The organism is Alphaproteobacteria bacterium PA2 (assembly GCA_002256425.1).
Lineage (GTDB): Bacteria > Pseudomonadota > Alphaproteobacteria > Caulobacterales > Caulobacteraceae > Phenylobacterium.
In genome coordinates this window covers 1,950,194-1,965,521 of sequence record NKIZ01000001.1, presented here as the reverse complement: position 1 = coordinate 1,965,521, position 15,328 = coordinate 1,950,194, and the positions used below count along the sequence as shown (strand labels likewise).

The 15,328-nt window shown below is 63.0% G+C and carries 14 protein-coding genes and 1 tRNA gene; 8 read left to right on the top strand and 7 right to left on the bottom strand.

Translation table 11 applies throughout. The annotated features are described in order from the left end of the window. Positions 1–68: 68 nt before the first annotated feature. On the bottom strand, positions 69–1,766 hold the full coding sequence (locus CFE28_09425) for an AMP-dependent synthetase (protein OYU70194.1): 1,698 nt from the start codon (positions 1,764–1,766) through the stop codon (positions 69–71). Positions 1,767–1,972: 206 nt separating this feature from the next. Here CFE28_09425 and CFE28_09420 point away from each other — a divergent pair, with 206 nt between their 5' ends. The 3 genes from CFE28_09420 to CFE28_09410 all read left to right on the top strand — a co-directional run bounded on the left by CFE28_09420 (position 1,973) and on the right by CFE28_09410 (position 5,829). After that, entirely contained in the window at positions 1,973–3,604 is a 1,632-nt protein-coding gene (locus CFE28_09420) for a cyclohexanone monooxygenase (protein OYU70193.1), read from the top strand. 90 nt (positions 3,605–3,694) lie between these two features. Continuing rightward, on the top strand, positions 3,695–5,020 hold the full coding sequence (locus CFE28_09415; GenBank protein ID OYU70192.1) for an acyl-CoA dehydrogenase: 1,326 nt from the start codon (positions 3,695–3,697) through the stop codon (positions 5,018–5,020). Positions 5,021–5,037: 17 nt separating this feature from the next. Next, on the top strand, positions 5,038–5,829 hold the full coding sequence (locus tag CFE28_09410; protein ID OYU70191.1) for a ribonuclease: 792 nt from the start codon (positions 5,038–5,040) through the stop codon (positions 5,827–5,829). Between the two features lie 39 nt (positions 5,830–5,868). Here the strand turns inward: CFE28_09410 and CFE28_09405 are convergent, their stop codons facing one another. The 6 genes from CFE28_09405 to CFE28_09380 form a co-directional block, all read right to left on the bottom strand. Next, positions 5,869–7,389 (bottom strand): phosphoesterase, encoded by a 1,521-nt coding sequence (locus CFE28_09405; protein ID OYU70190.1) that lies wholly within the window; start codon positions 7,387–7,389, stop codon positions 5,869–5,871. 256 nt (positions 7,390–7,645) lie between these two features. After that, the gene (locus CFE28_09400) at positions 7,646–8,326 is read right to left on the bottom strand and encodes a hypothetical protein (protein ID OYU70189.1); all 681 of its coding nucleotides are present in this window, start codon (positions 8,324–8,326) and stop codon (positions 7,646–7,648) included. Further along, positions 8,323–8,766 carry a hypothetical protein gene (locus CFE28_09395; GenBank protein ID OYU71644.1) on the bottom strand — a complete coding sequence of 148 codons (444 nt, stop codon included), beginning with the start codon at positions 8,764–8,766 and terminating at the stop codon, positions 8,323–8,325. The genes CFE28_09400 and CFE28_09395 overlap by 4 nt, the downstream gene beginning before the upstream one ends. A gap of 47 nt (positions 8,767–8,813) precedes the next feature. Continuing rightward, positions 8,814–9,644 (bottom strand): alpha/beta hydrolase, encoded by an 831-nt coding sequence (locus tag CFE28_09390; protein ID OYU71643.1) that lies wholly within the window; start codon positions 9,642–9,644, stop codon positions 8,814–8,816. 75 nt (positions 9,645–9,719) lie between these two features. Then, positions 9,720–10,688 carry a hypothetical protein gene (locus CFE28_09385; GenBank protein ID OYU70188.1) on the bottom strand — a complete coding sequence of 323 codons (969 nt, stop codon included), beginning with the start codon at positions 10,686–10,688 and terminating at the stop codon, positions 9,720–9,722. Positions 10,689–10,852: 164 nt separating this feature from the next. After that, positions 10,853–10,942: transfer RNA gene (locus CFE28_09380), tRNA-Ser, on the bottom strand. Between the two features lie 137 nt (positions 10,943–11,079). On the opposite strand from CFE28_09380, the gene CFE28_09375 reads away from it, so the two are divergent. From CFE28_09375 to CFE28_09355, 5 genes are read left to right on the top strand one after another with little or no spacing between them, the layout of a single operon-like run. Continuing rightward, the gene (locus CFE28_09375) at positions 11,080–12,063 is read left to right on the top strand and encodes a hypothetical protein (protein OYU70187.1); all 984 of its coding nucleotides are present in this window, start codon (positions 11,080–11,082) and stop codon (positions 12,061–12,063) included. A gap of 45 nt (positions 12,064–12,108) precedes the next feature. Further along, positions 12,109–12,738, top strand: a complete 630-nt coding sequence (locus CFE28_09370) for a dTMP kinase (GenBank protein OYU71642.1) — start codon at positions 12,109–12,111, stop codon at positions 12,736–12,738. Next, the gene (locus CFE28_09365) at positions 12,731–13,729 is read left to right on the top strand and encodes a DNA polymerase III subunit delta' (GenBank protein ID OYU70186.1); all 999 of its coding nucleotides are present in this window, start codon (positions 12,731–12,733) and stop codon (positions 13,727–13,729) included. The genes CFE28_09370 and CFE28_09365 overlap by 8 nt, the downstream gene beginning before the upstream one ends. Positions 13,730–13,733: 4 nt before the next feature. After that, a complete protein-coding gene (locus CFE28_09360; protein OYU70185.1) occupies positions 13,734–14,516 on the top strand; it encodes a LuxR family transcriptional regulator in 783 nt (260 codons plus the stop codon). Beyond that, on the top strand, positions 14,513–15,328 hold the full coding sequence (locus tag CFE28_09355; GenBank protein OYU70184.1) for a phosphoribosyl 1,2-cyclic phosphodiesterase: 816 nt from the start codon (positions 14,513–14,515) through the stop codon (positions 15,326–15,328). Before CFE28_09360 ends, CFE28_09355 begins: the two co-directional genes overlap by 4 nt.

Here is a 15,328-nt window from a genome sequence, read left to right as displayed (position 1 = left end):
AGAACAGAATGCGTGGAAAGGCGACGCCCCGGCTCAGCCTTCCGCGAGCCGGGGCGCAGGGGTTTGGATCAGGCTGCAGACTCGATGGACAGGGTCTCGCGCAGCTCGCGCTTCAGGAACTTGCCGCTGGCGTTCCGGGGCAGGGGATCGGACTGGATCCAGACATAGCGGGGCGCCTTGTGCTTGGCGATCAGGGCTATGCAGTGGGCGCGCAGCTCGTCTGCCGTAGCGCTCATGCCGGGACGGAAGACCACAGCGACACCGACTTCTTCGCCAAGGCGATCGTCCGGCACGCCGAAGACCGTGCACTCAGCCACAGCCGGGTGACGGTAGAGGGTGGCTTCAACTTCGGCGCAGTAGATGTTTTCACCGCCGCGCAGAACCATGTCCTTCTTGCGGTCGACGATATAGATGAAGCCGTCCTCGTCGATCCGGGCGACATCGCCTGTGTGCAGCCAGCCATCAGTGATGGATTCCGCAGTGGCTTCCGGGCGGTTGATATAGCCCTTGATCACGGACGATCCCCGGACCCACAGTTCTCCCACCTGGCCGGAAGGCACAGTGGCGCCGGCGTCGTCGACGCACTTGGCCTCGAAGCTCGGCATGGCCGGGCCACAGCTGTCCGGGCGGTCCACGAAGAAGTCGGCGGAGACCGAGGTGATGATGCCGCAGGTTTCCGTCATGCCATAGCCGGTGTTCGGGCGGGCGGTTGCGACCTGGCTGTCGATCTTGGCGACCAGATCCGGCGGCAATTGCGCGCCGCCGCCACCCAGGCTGAGCAGGCTGGACGTGTCCCGGGTGGCGAATTCAGGATGGGTGATGACTTCCCGGGCCATGACGGGCACGCCGCTCATGGCGGTGACCTTTTCACGCTCGATGAGCTTCAGGGCCTCGCCGGCGTCCCAGCGGTACATGAGCACCATGGTTCCGCCCGCCGCCGTCGTAGCGTAGGCGCCGCAATTGTTGGCGGTGACGTGGAACAGGGGCGTCGTGATCAGGGCGACCGGGATGGGCGGGGCGACCGTCGGATCCGGAACAACTCCGGTGCCGCGCTGTGTTGCGAGGGCCGTGGCCTGTCCGGAGAACATCATGTTGAACAAGTTGGCGACGCAGCCGCGATGGGTCAGCTGAGCACCCTTGGGGAAGCCCGTCGTGCCTGAAGTGTAGAAGATGCAGGCATCTGCGTCCGGGTCGATCTGTGCGTCAGGCATGTCACCGCCTTGGGCCAGGACCTGCGACCAGGGCAGGATGTCGTCCGCTGGCTTGCAGCGCACGCCAACCAGGGTGATGCCGTCGGCCATGGACGGGTTTTCCCGGATCCGGGCCATGCGCTCTTCGTCACAGAAGGCGACCTTGGGGGCCGAGTCCTTCAGGGCGTAGTTCAGTTCGTCAGCCGTCCACCAGGCGTTCACGCCCACAGCGGCGACGCCGATGGACACACAGGCCCAGTAGAGCAGCATCCATTCGGGGTAGTTGCGCATGGCGATGGCGACCCGGTCGCCGGATTTGACCCCATTGGCCAGCATCCAGTTACAGACCGAAGCGACGATCTTGTGGGCCTCGCCATAGGTGATCCGCTCGCCCTCATAGACCAGGTAGGTCCGGTCGGCGAAAGCGGCTGTGGAGAGCCAAAGGGCGCGGATGTTGGGCGGGGCGTTCTTGTAGCAGCGCAGCGGATTGCCGCGCACTGTCTCGGTTGCGATTTCAAAAGGCGCGCCAGGGCCCGTCAGTTCCGCCCAAGCCGATTTCAATTCCGAATAATGCAATACGAACGCTCCCTAATGATATCGCCCGCCAGCCGTCTTTTCCGTGACGGGGTCGGGATCTGAAAAACTAGCCCAAACTCTGTGCGGTATCCATCCGTGGCTGGCAGAAAGGCAAGTCCTGATTGCGTTGGCGCGATTGCTGTCTGGCCTAGTGCGCGCTGGCTGGGCTATCGTGCCTTCAAACATGTGTTGGGAGGACGCTATCAATGGCCAGTTCGGTCGCCGCTCAGGAATCCTATGACGTTGTCATCGTCGGCGCAGGATTTTCCGGTCTCTACCTGCTGCACAGGCTGCGGGGTCTTGGGCTGACGGCGAAGATCTATGAAGCCGGGGATGGGGTTGGCGGCACCTGGTACTGGAACCGCTATCCGGGCGCCCGGGTGGATATCGAGAGCCAGGAGTATTCCTACTCCTTCTCGCCAGAGCTCGAGGATGAATGGGTCTGGACCGAGCGCTACGCCACCCAGCCGGAACTTCTCCGTTATGTAAACCACGTGGCCGACCGCTTTGACCTGCGTCGGGACATCAAGTTCGAAACCCGTGTGACCTCCGCACGCTTTGATGAATCGGCCCATCGCTGGCGGGTCCAGACCAGCGCTGGCGATGATGTGGTCGCAAAGTACTGCGTCATGGCCACGGGCTGCCTGTCCGTGACCAATGACCCCCGGTTCCCGGGCGTGGAAACCTTCAAGGGGAAGTCCTACCACACCGGCCGCTGGCCCCATGAAGGCGTAGACTTCACCGGCAAGCGGGTCGCCGTAATCGGCACAGGCTCTTCGGCCATCCAGTCCATTCCCCAGATCGCCGCCCAGGCCGCTCACCTGCATGTCTTCCAGCGCACGCCCAATTTCAGCGTGCCGGCCCACAACGGTCCGCAGAATCCGGAAAAACTGGCCGACTGGAAAGCCAACCGCGACGCCTATCGTCAGCTGGCCCGGGAATCCGGCGCCGGGATCGTGGCGGTAGAGGCATCCGAAGCCTCCGCCCTCGAGGCGACGCCGGAAGAGCGGGCGTCGGTCTTCGAGAAGCGCTGGGCCCGCGGCGGCTTTGCCCTGGGCGGCTCATTCATGGACGTCATGGTCAATCTGGACGCCAACGCCCTGGCGGCGGAATTCGTCCACGACAAGATCCGCAGCATTGTGAAGGATCCTGAGACGGCCGAGATCCTCTGCCCCAAGGGATATCCCTTCGGCACCAAGCGCCTTTGCGTGGACACCGGCTATTACGAGACCTTCAACCGCGACAATGTCACCCTGGTCGACCTGACCAAGGGGGGTATCACCGCCATCACGCCGGCCGGCGTGAAGACCGCATCGGCGGAGTATGAGTTCGACGCCATTGTCTACGCCATCGGCTTCGACGCCATGACGGGCGCCCTGAACAATATCGACATTCAGGGACGGGAAGGGGAGCGCCTCCGGGAAAAGTGGGCGGATGGACCCAAGTCCTATCTTGGCCTGATGGTCGCAGGCTTTCCTAACCTGTTCATGGTCACCGGACCTGGCAGCCCTTCAGTCCTTTCCAACATGATGGTTTCCATCGAGCAGCACGTGGACTGGATCACGGACTGCATCGGTTATCTCAATCAGCGCCAGATCGGCGTGATTGAAGCCACCCAGGACGCCGAGAATGGCTGGGTCGCCCATGTGAATGAGGTGGCCGACATGACCCTCTATCCCCAGGCAAACTCCTGGTATCTGGGGGCAAATGTACCAGGCAAGCCCAGGGTGTTCATGCCTTATGTTGGTGGGGTGGGACCCTATCGCCAGATCTGTGCGGACATTGCGGCGAAAGGCTATGAGGGCTTTGCCCTGGCCTCGGCCGCCCACCCCGGATAACCCAAGCTGCAGAAGTAAAACAGTTGTTTGATTTTGTCGCAATTTGCTTCAATGCTAGCGGCAACATCCGAAACCCGATGGGAGCGAAACATGAGCGTAGCGACAAACGACAAGGCTGAATCCAGCTTTGGCCTGAATCCGATGGACGAACTGAACGACCTGCGGATGTCCGCAAAGGCTCTGCCCCTTCTGGACCACGTGAAGCGGTTCATCCGCGAGACCGTCAATCCCATGTCAGCCGAGTTCGAGCGTCTCGGAGAGGGCAAGACCGACCCCTGGTCCTATGCGCCGGGCCAGCTCGAAGTGCTCGAAGCCGCCAAGGACAAGGCCAAGGCTGAAGGTCTGTGGAACTTCTTCCTTCCCAACGCCGAGACCGGCGAGGGCCTGGCCAATCTCGACTACGCCTACATCGCTGTTGAGCTGGGCAAGAACCGGATGGCTTCGGAGTGCATGAACTGCGCTGCGCCGGACACCGGCAATATGGAAGTCCTGGAACGGGTCGGCACGCCGGCCCAGAAGAAGCAGTGGCTCGAGCCCCTGCTGGCCGGCAAGATCCGTTCGGCCTTCGCCATGACCGAGCTTCACTCAGCCTCGTCGGACGCCAAGAACGTCAATACCCGCGCCACCCTGGTGGGCGATGAGTACATCATCAACGGCGAGAAGCACTACATCTCGGGCGCTGGCGACCCGCGCTGCAAGATCATGATCACCATGGTCCAGACCAGCCCTGATGGCCCGCCCCACCTGCGTCAGTCGCAGATCCTGGTCCCGACCGACGCCCCCGGCGTGAAGATCATCGGTGGCCAGCACGTGTTCGGCGACCCTGACGCCCCCCACGGCCACATGCACATCGTGTTCGACAATGTGCGCGTGCCGGCCTCCAACATGCTGCTCGGCGAAGGCCGTGGCTTCGAGATCTCCCAGCTGCGCCTCGGCCCGGGCCGTATCCACCACTGCATGCGCGCCATCGGTTCGGCGGAAAAGGCCCTGGACCTGCTGGTTTCCCGCGGCCTGACCCGCACCGCTTTCGGCAAGCCTCTCGTCCAGCTGGGCGGCAACCTGGAAATCATTTCCCGCGCCCGCATCGACATCGAAGCCATGCGCCTGATGGTCCTCAAGGCCGCCAAGGCCATGGACGTCCTGGGCAATCAGGAAGCTCGCGTCTGGATCCACATGGTCAAGGCCATGGTGCCCGAGCGGGTCTGCCAGATCATCGATCAGGCCATCCAGATGCACGGCGCCCTGGGCGTGTCCCAGCACACCCCCCTGGCCCGCATGTACGCCAGCACCCGCACCCTGCGCATTGCTGATGGCCCGGATGAAGTCCACCACATGGTGGTCGGCCGCAACGAGCTGCGTCAGTATCGTGAAATGCCGGAAGACCAGTCCCTCCACGCGACCTTCCGTCACGGCTAGGTCGCTCTCCGGATCGTATGAACGCGCCTCTCGCCCCACCGGGCGGGAGGCGTTTTCATGTTTGCCCGGAAGGGTATGGCTGGCATCAATCTGGGTATCTCCGGGGACGGGACCTCCGATCTGGTCTGGGGCCGATATGGCAGGGATCCAGTTTCATGCGCTCACCTAGACCAAGACCAGATCTGCGCGACAGGCGGCCGGTGAGGCGGGACCTGTGGGCGACTGCGCGCCTGGTTCTTGTGGGCGCTGTCGTGTTGATCGCCCTGAGCCGCGTCCCGCCGCAGGCCTTCAAGGCGGCCGTGCAGGATAGGTCCGCTGACTTTGACTATTACATCCTGGCTCTGACCTGGTCGCCGGGCTTCTGCGCGACGCACAACGATCCCGCCCAGTGCACAGGAGAAGAGGGCTTCGTCCTCCACGGACTCTGGCCGCAATATGAGGGGAGGGGGTATCCCGCCGATTGCCGGTCAGAGCCTCTGCCAGACGCCGTCAAAGGGCGCTATGCGCAGCTCTTTCCCAGCCCGAGCCTCATGGAACATGAGTGGAAGAAGCACGGAACCTGCACAGGGCTGGCGCCGGATGCCTACTTCCAGCTGGCCGAGCGCATCCGCAGCAAGGTGATCATTCCGGCAGCCTATGCCCTTCCAAGACCTGTGGCGGTCTCGCAGGTCGACAATGTCCGCCAGGCCTTCCTGCAGGCAAATCACAGAATGCCGGCGGACGGAATTCGCGCGAAAGCCGAAGACCGCATGCTTGCCGAGGTGCGCATCTGCGTGACGCGGACCGGAGATTTCCGGTCCTGTGACTGAGGGCGACAGGCCGGCGACTCGAGCTGGTGATCAAATCCCTTACTTTCTTGGGGAAACATCCAGAAAGATCGGGTTCGTGTAGAACCAGAGATCCGCCCAAGGGCTTTCGCCCTGGGTGTCAGGCATGGGCTCGGTCTCTTCGACATTGGTCCCCCGCACGCGGATATACACGTCCGACCGAATACCGGTCAGGGTGTGACGTATGACGATCTCCTCTCCCTCGACAGTCCAGTTCGCGGCGGTGAACCGTGCGGCGACCGAGGTTGACGGATTTAGGTCTGCCTTCCTGTCGCGGACCGGCCCGGTGATCTTTCCCCGGATCAGATCAACCCTGGCGAGGACGGGGTGGTCCCCGTTGGCGTTGGGTGTTTTCGGGTTGACCAGGCGGATGGTGACAGTGACCGCTTCACCTGACTTCATGGTCAGGGCGTCCCCTGTGATGGCTGTGGCGCCCCCGGCGGTCGCGGAGAAGTCCACCCGGGAAACAAGATCGCCCGTGGTCACGAAAATCCGCCCGGCGCGCATCCCTGTGAGGATGGATGCCGGGTTGGGTTCAGCCAGGACGTAGGTTTTTGCGTATTCACCCGGCCAGAAGTCCGAACCGCCATCGGTCCAGTGGACATGGGAATCCGAGTTGGCGGTTATCCACCATCTTCGGCCTTCTCCCAGCATCGAGTCCCAGAACCCGCCAAGACGGGCTGTCATCTGGTCATAGCCGCCCATGGTGGGGAATTTGCCGTAGGAGCCTCGGGCCCGATCCCTGAGATTGCCAGCCTGATCAGGGGCCGCGAAACGCTGGCGGCTCTGGGCTGCGGCCTGGTGGCCCGGAGCGCCTTCCATGCCAATGGCCACCTCCGGCGCGGTATCGTTCCAGGCGCGCAGTTCTTGGGGTGAAGTCAGCCCGTATTGACCAAGTCCGGTAGCTGAACGGGCGGGATGGTGGGCGAAAAGGACAGGCTTGGGATCCTGGGCATTCATCGCCTTCAGCGCCTCGATCATCCGGGGCTCTGTGTTACGCGCCGGGTCCGCCGGGAAGGCCTCTTTGGCGTCAAAGGCTTGCTCGATCGCCTGCAACCGCCCGGGCTCATCCATCCCTGCTGGAACGATGATGCTGGAATGGTCGGCGGCCGGGCTGTTGAATTCCATCCCGAAAAACTGGATCAACTCGGGCACGGCGATCCGCGACTGCACCAGTTCCGGGTAGACATGGTCATGGCTGATCTTGCTGTGCAGGGGACCGCCATGATCGGTGGAGACCATCCAGGACAGGCCGAACCGGCGGGCCATGACGGCGTTCATCGGTATCGGATAGGCGGCGTCTGCGCCCATTATCGGCGTAGGCGGGGTGGTTTTCGCATCATAGCCAACACTGAAGCGGCTGTGGACATGATGATCGCCCGCCAGCCACCGGGCGCTCGCCGGGACAGGCGGTCCGGACCGCTGGAACTGCAAGGGTTCGGGCCTGACGTGGGTTTCATGGGCCGCCATGGGGCTGGCCCACATCAGGAGAGCCGAGAGGCCTGCGGCGCCGGAAACCAGTATCGTCTTCGTCACGGTCACTGCCTTTCAGGGACCCATCCGCCCCGCGTGGGACGACTGGATGATTGGGCAGGGCCTGCCTGGCGACCCCGCACTTCGAAGCGCGAACCGGAATGCAACGTCCAAAGAGGTCGCCGCTCCCTCAGGCTGGAAACTCATCCAAGTCTGCGCGTCCTAGTCGGTAGTCCCGGCATGTTTCAGTCCCGTGACGGCGCCATCTCCGCAGAGACATCCGGGATCGGGGATACAACAGCTGTAACTGACCTGCCGCGCCACATCAGAACAGACGACCCTGCAGCCAGATCAGGGCGGGATAGACACAGATCCACGTCCAGAAAAACCGGTTCAGCCCGAACAGGCAAGCATTGGCCAGGTGAAACAAGGCCGCGATGACCAGGCCAAAGGTCAGGGCCATCGGCGAGACCAGGGTCAGGGGAAAGGTAAGCTCAAACAGCATGACCGCCCAGGACATGACGAACATCACCTGTGGGCGGTCCGCCCATGTCCGCAATTCCTCGCTGACGGGATAGGCGGAGAACTGGAACACGTCCGCCAAGGCGCGACCGCTCCGCCAGTCGGGATTGACCACCTTGACCCATCCGGAAATCAGATAGGACAGCATCAACTGGGCGCCCAGATAGGCGAAGATCACCTCTTTCAGGTTCTGACCCGGCGCCAGCCGAGAGAGGGTCAGGCACCACAGGGCCAGCAAGCCCATGCGGTCGCTTCCGCCATTATAGGGGCCCTGAAACCTGTGAAGGATGAACAGGCTGAGCACCGCCATGGCCGCCAGGGGCCAGGGAGAGCCCAGGCCAAGGATAACCGGCACGGTCAAGGCAGTCCTGATCAGGAAGAGCAGCTTCTCGGTCTTCCCGCCCCGCAGGTGCTCAAGGCCCTGCTGGATCAGGGTCAGGCAGAGCAGGACTTCGGTAAGCCGGATGGCGTCGGCGTAGGTCATGGGGACGGGATGTCCGCAAGCCGTCGGAGAGGTGACTGGAACAGGACCTCCCGGGTCAGACCGTCATCGTGGCGGCGGACAAAGGCCAGCCGGAAGCCCAGCCATGCTTCATCGTGTGGCTCCGACGCGCCGGATCGAAGGTCTGCCGCAATCCGCCGGAATATCTCCTCCTGGCTGTGGAGGGTCGGCGCCTGGACCAGACGCTCGGCGCAGCTCACGAGGAACAGGCTCTCATTCCACGCCGGGCTCCAGATCATGCGCCACATCATGGCCAGCAGGCTGACCCGCTCAGGCCTTGGGCGGAACTCCCGCCAGTCTTCGGGCGGCTCGTCTGGGGATCGGACCAGTGCGATCTCGATCCGCGGAGAAGGTGCGATGACGTCAAAGAAATTCCACGACGGAATGATCGCCGGCAGCAGAAGGCTGAGAGGCGAGCGCAGTTGGTCCGGGACGGTTTGGACTTCCGGCATGGGCGCGGGCACCTGAATCAGTGAGCCATCGATCCCAGCGACTGCAACCAGTTGATCACAGCCGCCTGGAGCGCAATGCGCCGGTCAGACCAGCCATGGTCGGTGGCCTGATGAAGGACCTGAACCCTCGCGCCGCCGGCCTCACGGATCGCCCTGGCCAGTTCCTCGGCCTGGGGCGCCAGGCCGTCGTTCGACGTCAGGATCAGGACAGGCTTTGCGGCAAGCCCCTTGGCTTGATGGGTAAAGTCAAAGGCCTCACGGTTGGCGCTGATCTCCTCGGCCATGCTCTCGGCAGTGACACCGGCCAAAGCCTCCATATTGTCGGCCATGAAGGCCGCGGCCTGGGCGCGGTTCTGGCCCCGCTCTCGGCCCATATTGGCAGCTGAGATCAGGCCGACCCCGGCAAGGCCGTAGTCCTGACCGCCCACCAGGGCTGTCACCCATCCGCCCATGCTGTGACCCACCATGGCGATGTGCTTCGCATCCACGCCCAGCTTGGCGGCGTTCTGCGGATCCCGCAGGAAGGCGAGAACGGCCCTGGCGTCTTCCGGATTCTGGGCGAAGCGGAAACTGCCCGGGCTGCCCCAGGACCCGCGATAATTGAAGGTGATGGCGTTCCAGCCGGCCCGCCGCACGGCCTGGGCCAGGTCGAGATTCTTCTCATTGCCGGGCAGGCCATGACAGATCACCAGGGTCGGATGGGGGCCGGCGCCCGCAGCCAGGTAGGCGACGCCGTTTATCTGCACCCCGCCGCTGGGAATGTGCAGCACGACCATCCGCGCCGGGTGAGCGGGGTCTGAAGGCGGGTCAGTGTAGATTGCGCTGGGCAGGCTGACCGGCTGGGCCAGGGCCGGAGTGGCAAAGGCCAGAGTTAGGGAGAAGAGGAGGAGGGAGCGCATGGTCTATCGGTCGCACAATTACCCCTAAATTCGAAGTGGTATGTTGGACTCACGAATCCGCGTATTGATATTACTAAACCCGCAAATCAACATATCTTTGTACAGTATTTCTCGCACGGTCATGGGGAATTTAACGGGACCAATTATTATTGATTCGATCAATTCACTCGGATCAAGACCAATTATGTTATTATTGGGATCATTTCTAAGTTGAATTTTTTGCACAACTTGCGGAAGATCGCAGATAATTTCGACTGACTCCCTTACATATTTGCTTGCTCCCATATCGGGGCTATATATTACGCGCCATTCCTTTTCTTCGGCGAATCCAGGATGTTTCGTGCAAATAATACTGTATTTAAGAACATTGAATGCCAAGTTCGCTATTTGATTTGCTGGCGATCGCGCTAACAGATCTGCGATATTTTCAAGCCCTTGGATCATAGATGTAAATTGAACGCAGAATTCGTCTGCATCAGCGTACAGCACCGGGCTTGTAGCTATTGATCCCATGTCAGGGTTGTATAAGAATCTGGGGTTGAGAATTAGAGCGACCCCATTGACTCCACCATAAGCCCGCCACATGGAAAGTCGCCCCAATGTGTCTTCTTGATTGATCGGGCCTAGGTGCTCGGATACACATGCAATAAAAGTGTTGTGAAACATTGCAGGTAGCCACGAATTGAATAGTCTTTGAGTCTCCGACCAAACACCCGCGTGTGTGGCGTCGAGCGCAGCTCCTAGTTTTTCTGTAATCCCTCTTTTTCTAGCTTCTTCTAAGCAAGCCAAGCCGTGTTTGATTTCAGAGTAATCGTTCATGGTCTGCGCATTGCGCATCCATATCTCCCGGTTCTCCAAGATGCTGTGGGCGACGGCGACGCTAGTATAGTGAACCAACAAACGCCCTTGTGCCTTGAGTTCCTCAATCCGCAAATTGTCATATGGGAAGAAGGCTTCGGCGATTCTATCTTCGTCAGCGACTGTGAGATCCATGGTGCAGGGTACCGGTTAGTCCGTCACACGATCCGGCAAGGTACATATGCAAGACCACGGCGCAGACGCATCAAAACACAACGTATACGGTTGGCATATCTTGCCAGATATTAATACGCGTAAGGTCGGTGGCGGTGGAGTTATTCAAGAAAATTCAGCCGGTCTGGCGGACGGGGTGGGATTCGAACCCACGGTAGGCTTCCACCTACGGCGGTTTTCAAGACCGCTGCCTTAAACCACTCGGCCACCCGTCCGGGATGGCGGCTATAGCAGGGGTTTGGCCCGGCGGGGAAGGGGCCCTTATGCTTAAGATTTCCGGCCGGGAAATTAACCCTAGTGCAAACTCCTTTGGGCATGCTCAGGGCTCAAGATTCCCGTTGGAGCGTGCAAAATGTCCAAGGTCCCGTCCCGACTTCCAGCCTCTGGCCGCAGCCTGACCCTGATCCTCCTGGCCGGGGCCGCCCTGAGCGCCTGCGCGACGCCTCAGCCGAAATACGCCGCCTGGACTCCGGGCCTTGGACAAGCCGCCCAGCCCAGCGGGGCTGGCGGCCGCTACAAGGTTGGCGATCCCTATCAGGTTGCGGGCATCTGGTATGTGCCCAAGGAACAGCCCAACTATGATGAGACGGGCACGGCCTCGTGGTACGGCGACGCCTTCAACAACAAGTCCACGGCGAACGGCGAGATCTTCGACATGCACGCCATTTCGGCGGCGCATCCTACCCTTCCGATGCCGTCCATTGTGGAAGTCACCAATCTGGACAATGGCCGTAAGCTGCAGGTGCGGGTCAATGACCGGGGGCCCTATGTGGCCGGACGCCTGATCGACCTGTCCCAGGCCGCCGCCCGCGAGCTGGGCTATGACAGCAAGGGGCTGGCCCACGTCCGGGTGCGTTATGTTGGCCCAGCGCCCCTGGGCGAAATGGCGGCCAGACCTCAGACCACGCCAGCCAATGACGGGTTCAGCGTTTCTGCGCCTTCAGCGTCGTCCGTCGTGACCGCTGCGGCAGTCACGGCGGCGCCGATTGCTGTTGCGTCGGCCGCCTTGCCGGCAGCACTGCCATCCGCGGCGTCTGCAGCAGCGCCCGCAGCCATACCCCAGGCTGCGTCGGCGGCGACGGGCTCGATCGCGCCCGTCCTGACCAACGGCTACCGCATTCAGGCCGGCGCCTTTGCAGACTCCGCCAAGGCTGCACGCATCGCGGCCCAATTGGGCGAAACCGCCGAGGCGACTGTGGAGCCGGTGAGCGTCAACGGCGTGACCCTTTATCGCGTGCTGGTGTCTGGCGGCGAGCAGGAGGCTGGCGCCAGCGCCCTTCGCGAGACGGTGGCCGCCCTGGGCTATCCCGACGCACGGATCCTGCGGCCCAACTGATAACACCGGCTGGACTTTCCGGCCGAACCGGCCAATTTGCGGGTCGTGCAGCGCGGAAAGTTCATCACCCTGGAAGGCGGGGAGGGGGTCGGGAAATCCACCCAGATCCGGCGCCTTATTGCGCGCCTGACGGAACAGGGACGGGAGGTTGTGGCGACCCGCGAACCCGGCGGATCCCCGGGCGCTGAGTCCATCCGCGATCTGGTCCTGCGCGGCTCGGCCGACCGCTGGAGCCCGGTGACCGAGACCCTGCTCATGTACGCCTCCCGACGGGATCATATCGAGCGGGTCATCGCCCCGGCCCTGGCTGCCGGAAAATGGGTCGTCTGTGACCGATACGCCGACTCCACCAGGGCCTATCAGGGCGCGGCCGGCGGTGTGGACCCGGCCTTAATCGCCGCCATGGAAACCCATGTTCTCGAGGACGTGCGGCCAGATCTGACCCTTGTGCTTGATCTTGACCCGAAGATCGGCCTGGCCAGGGCCATGGACCGGGCCGGGGCGGAGATGCGTTTTGAATCCAAGGGGGAAGCCTTTCATCTCCGTCTGAGGCAGGCCTTCCTGGACATCGCGGCAAAGGAGCCCGCCCGTTGCGCCGTGATCTCGGCGGCTGGGTCGCTGGATGAGGTGGAGGCCCTGATCTGGTCCGCCGTTCAGGACCGGCTACATGGCTGAGGACATTCCCCATCCCCGCGACGTCTTCGATTTTCAGGGTCATGACGCCGCCGAACTGGCCTTTGAAGACGCCCGGTCGAGGGGGAGGCTCCATCACGCCTGGCTGCTGACCGGGACGGAGGGGGTTGGCAAGGCCACCTTCGCCTTCCGCGCCGCCCGGCGCCTGCTGGGGGCGCCTCACGCCCCATCCCACGGCATACTGGGCGCAGACCCGTCCCACCCCGTGTCGCGGCAGATGATGGCCCGGTCTCACCCGGACCTTCTGGTGCTTGAGCGGGTTGGCGAGGACGGCAAGCCCCGGCGGGTGATCCCGGTGGATGAGGCCCGCAAGCTCTCGGAATTCTTCTCCAAGTCGCCCGCTTCGGCCCCCCATAGGGTGGCGATCATTGATGCCGCCGACGACCTCAACATGAACGCCGCCAATGCGGTGCTCAAAACCCTCGAGGAACCCCCGCCGCAGGGTGTCCTGCTGCTGGTCTCCCATTCGCCGGGCGGACTTCTGCCGACCATCCGGTCCCGCTGCCGCCGACTGGGCTTCAGCGCCATGGGGGAAGCGGAGACAGCAAAATTCGTGGGAGACAGGGCTGGGGCTTCCATTGAGGACTCCATCCGCCTGGCCCGCATGTCTGGCGGCGCTCCGGGCAGGGCCTGGCGTCTGGCCCAGGCTGGCGCTGTCGCCCTGGACGACGCGGCCAAAACCCTGTTGGCCGATCTGCCCGAAGTGGACGACGCCATGGCCCTGGCCCTGGCAGACCGGTTCCGGGGTGCGGAGGGCGCGGCGACCTTCAACCTGCTGTTCGAGCGTCTGGCGGACAGGATCCACGACAAGGTCCAGGCCTGGGCCCAGGAGAGCGTCGCCGGTCTGGATCCCTGGGTCCGCGCCTGGGAAACCCTTCAGCGCCTTCCCCGGGAGGTCGAGGGCGTGAATCTGGACCGCACCGACGCCCTTTTTACCGCTCTGACCGAGCTGCGTGCGGCGGCCCGGGCCTGATCCCATGCTGATCGACAGTCACGTCAATCTCCACGCGCCGCAGTTCGATGAGGACCGCGATGAGGTCATAGCCCGGGCTCGCTCCGCCGGGATCGAGCTGATGATCAATATCAGCGATCGCATCAATCACTGGGACAAGGTCCGGGCCCTGGCTGACCATCCCGACATATGGTGCACAGTGGGCGTCCACCCCCACGAGGCCAAGGATGAGGCTGACCTGCAGGCTGAGCGGCTGATCGCCATGGCGGCGGATCCAAGGGTAGTCGGGATTGGCGAGACCGGTCTCGACTTCCACTATGACCTCAGCCCCCGGGATATCCAGGCCAGGGTCTTCCGCGCCCACATAGCTGCAGCCAGGACCACTGGGCTTCCGCTGGTGGTCCACACCCGGGAGGCTGACGAGGTCATGGGCGACATCCTGGAAGAGGAATATGCCGCAGGACCGTTCCGGATGCTGATGCACTGCTACACCTCCGGCCCGGAACTGGCCGCGCGGGCTGCGGCCCTCGGCGCCTGGTTCTCGATTTCGGGCATAGCCACCTTCAAGGCGGCGGAGGATGTCCGCGCCCTCGTCCGCGCCATGCCGGAGGACCGGATCATCGTCGAGACCGACTGCCCCTATCTGGCGCCGGTTCCCCATCGCGGTCGCCGTAATGAACCGGCCTACCTGCCGGCCGTCCTGGCAAAGACCGCGGAACTGCGGGGCTGGAGCTTTGCCGAGGCTGAGGCCCGGACCCAGGCGGCCTTCTTCGCCCTGTTCGACAGGATACCGGGACCCGTCGCATGACCGGCATGCTGGAATTCACCATTCTCGGCAGCGGCTCCTCGGGGGGCGTACCGAGGGCTGACGGCGACTGGGGGGTCTGCGATCCCGCCAATTCGAAGAACCTGCGTTCGCGGTGCTCCATGCTGGTCCGTCGGCTGGGCGGTGAGCCCGAAGCCCAGACGACAGTCCTGGTAGATGCCTCCCCGGATCTGCGTATCCAGACAGCCCTGGCGGGCGCAAAGCGGCTGGACGCCTTGCTTCTGACCCACGACCACGCCGACCAGACCCACGGTATTGACGACATCCGCGCCTTCTTCATCCGCCAGAGGGCCCGCATTCCCTGCCACATGGACGCGGTGACCACGGCCTCGATGATGCGCCGCTTCGGCTACATCTTTGAGGGGGAGGGGGGCTATCCCGGCATTGCTGACCGGCGCCTGATCCCGGGACATGGTCAACACTGGAGCGTTGAGGGGCCCTCCGGCGCTATTCCCGTCGTCACCTTCGATCAGGATCACGGGGGCATACGTTCGGTCGGCTACCGCTTTGGCGGCGTGGCCTATTCCAGCGATGTGGTCGGTCTGGACGAGGCGGCCTTTGCCGCAATGGCGGACCTGGATGTGTGGATTGTCGACGCCTTGCGCTGGAAACCTCATCCTACCCACGCCCATGTGGATATGACCCTGGAGTGGATCGAGCGGGTCAAGCCTCGCCGGGCGATCCTGACCAACATGCATATCGATCTGGACTATGAGGACCTCAAGTCCCGGCTGCCGGAGCATATCGAACCGGCCTATGACGGTATGCGGTTCCAGGTCCCGGTTGCGGTCTGA

Bases quoted from the DNA above. Each gene is read 5' to 3' on its own strand.
- CFE28_09420 (OYU70193.1), top strand. From the start codon at position 1,973: ATGGCCAGTTCGGTCGCCGCTCAGGAATCCTATGACGTTGTCATCGTC.
- CFE28_09415 (OYU70192.1), top strand. From the start codon at position 3,695: ATGAGCGTAGCGACAAACGACAAGGCTGAATCCAGCTTTGGCCTGAAT.
- CFE28_09410 (OYU70191.1), top strand. From the start codon at position 5,038: ATGAACGCGCCTCTCGCCCCACCGGGCGGGAGGCGTTTTCATGTTTGC.
- CFE28_09400 (OYU70189.1), bottom strand. From the start codon at position 8,326: ATGACCTACGCCGACGCCATCCGGCTTACCGAAGTCCTGCTCTGCCTG.
- CFE28_09385 (OYU70188.1), bottom strand. From the start codon at position 10,688: ATGGATCTCACAGTCGCTGACGAAGATAGAATCGCCGAAGCCTTCTTC.
- CFE28_09375 (OYU70187.1), top strand. From the start codon at position 11,080: ATGTCCAAGGTCCCGTCCCGACTTCCAGCCTCTGGCCGCAGCCTGACC.
- CFE28_09365 (OYU70186.1), top strand. From the start codon at position 12,731: ATGGCTGAGGACATTCCCCATCCCCGCGACGTCTTCGATTTTCAGGGT.
- CFE28_09360 (OYU70185.1), top strand. From the start codon at position 13,734: ATGCTGATCGACAGTCACGTCAATCTCCACGCGCCGCAGTTCGATGAG.
- CFE28_09355 (OYU70184.1), top strand. From the start codon at position 14,513: ATGACCGGCATGCTGGAATTCACCATTCTCGGCAGCGGCTCCTCGGGG.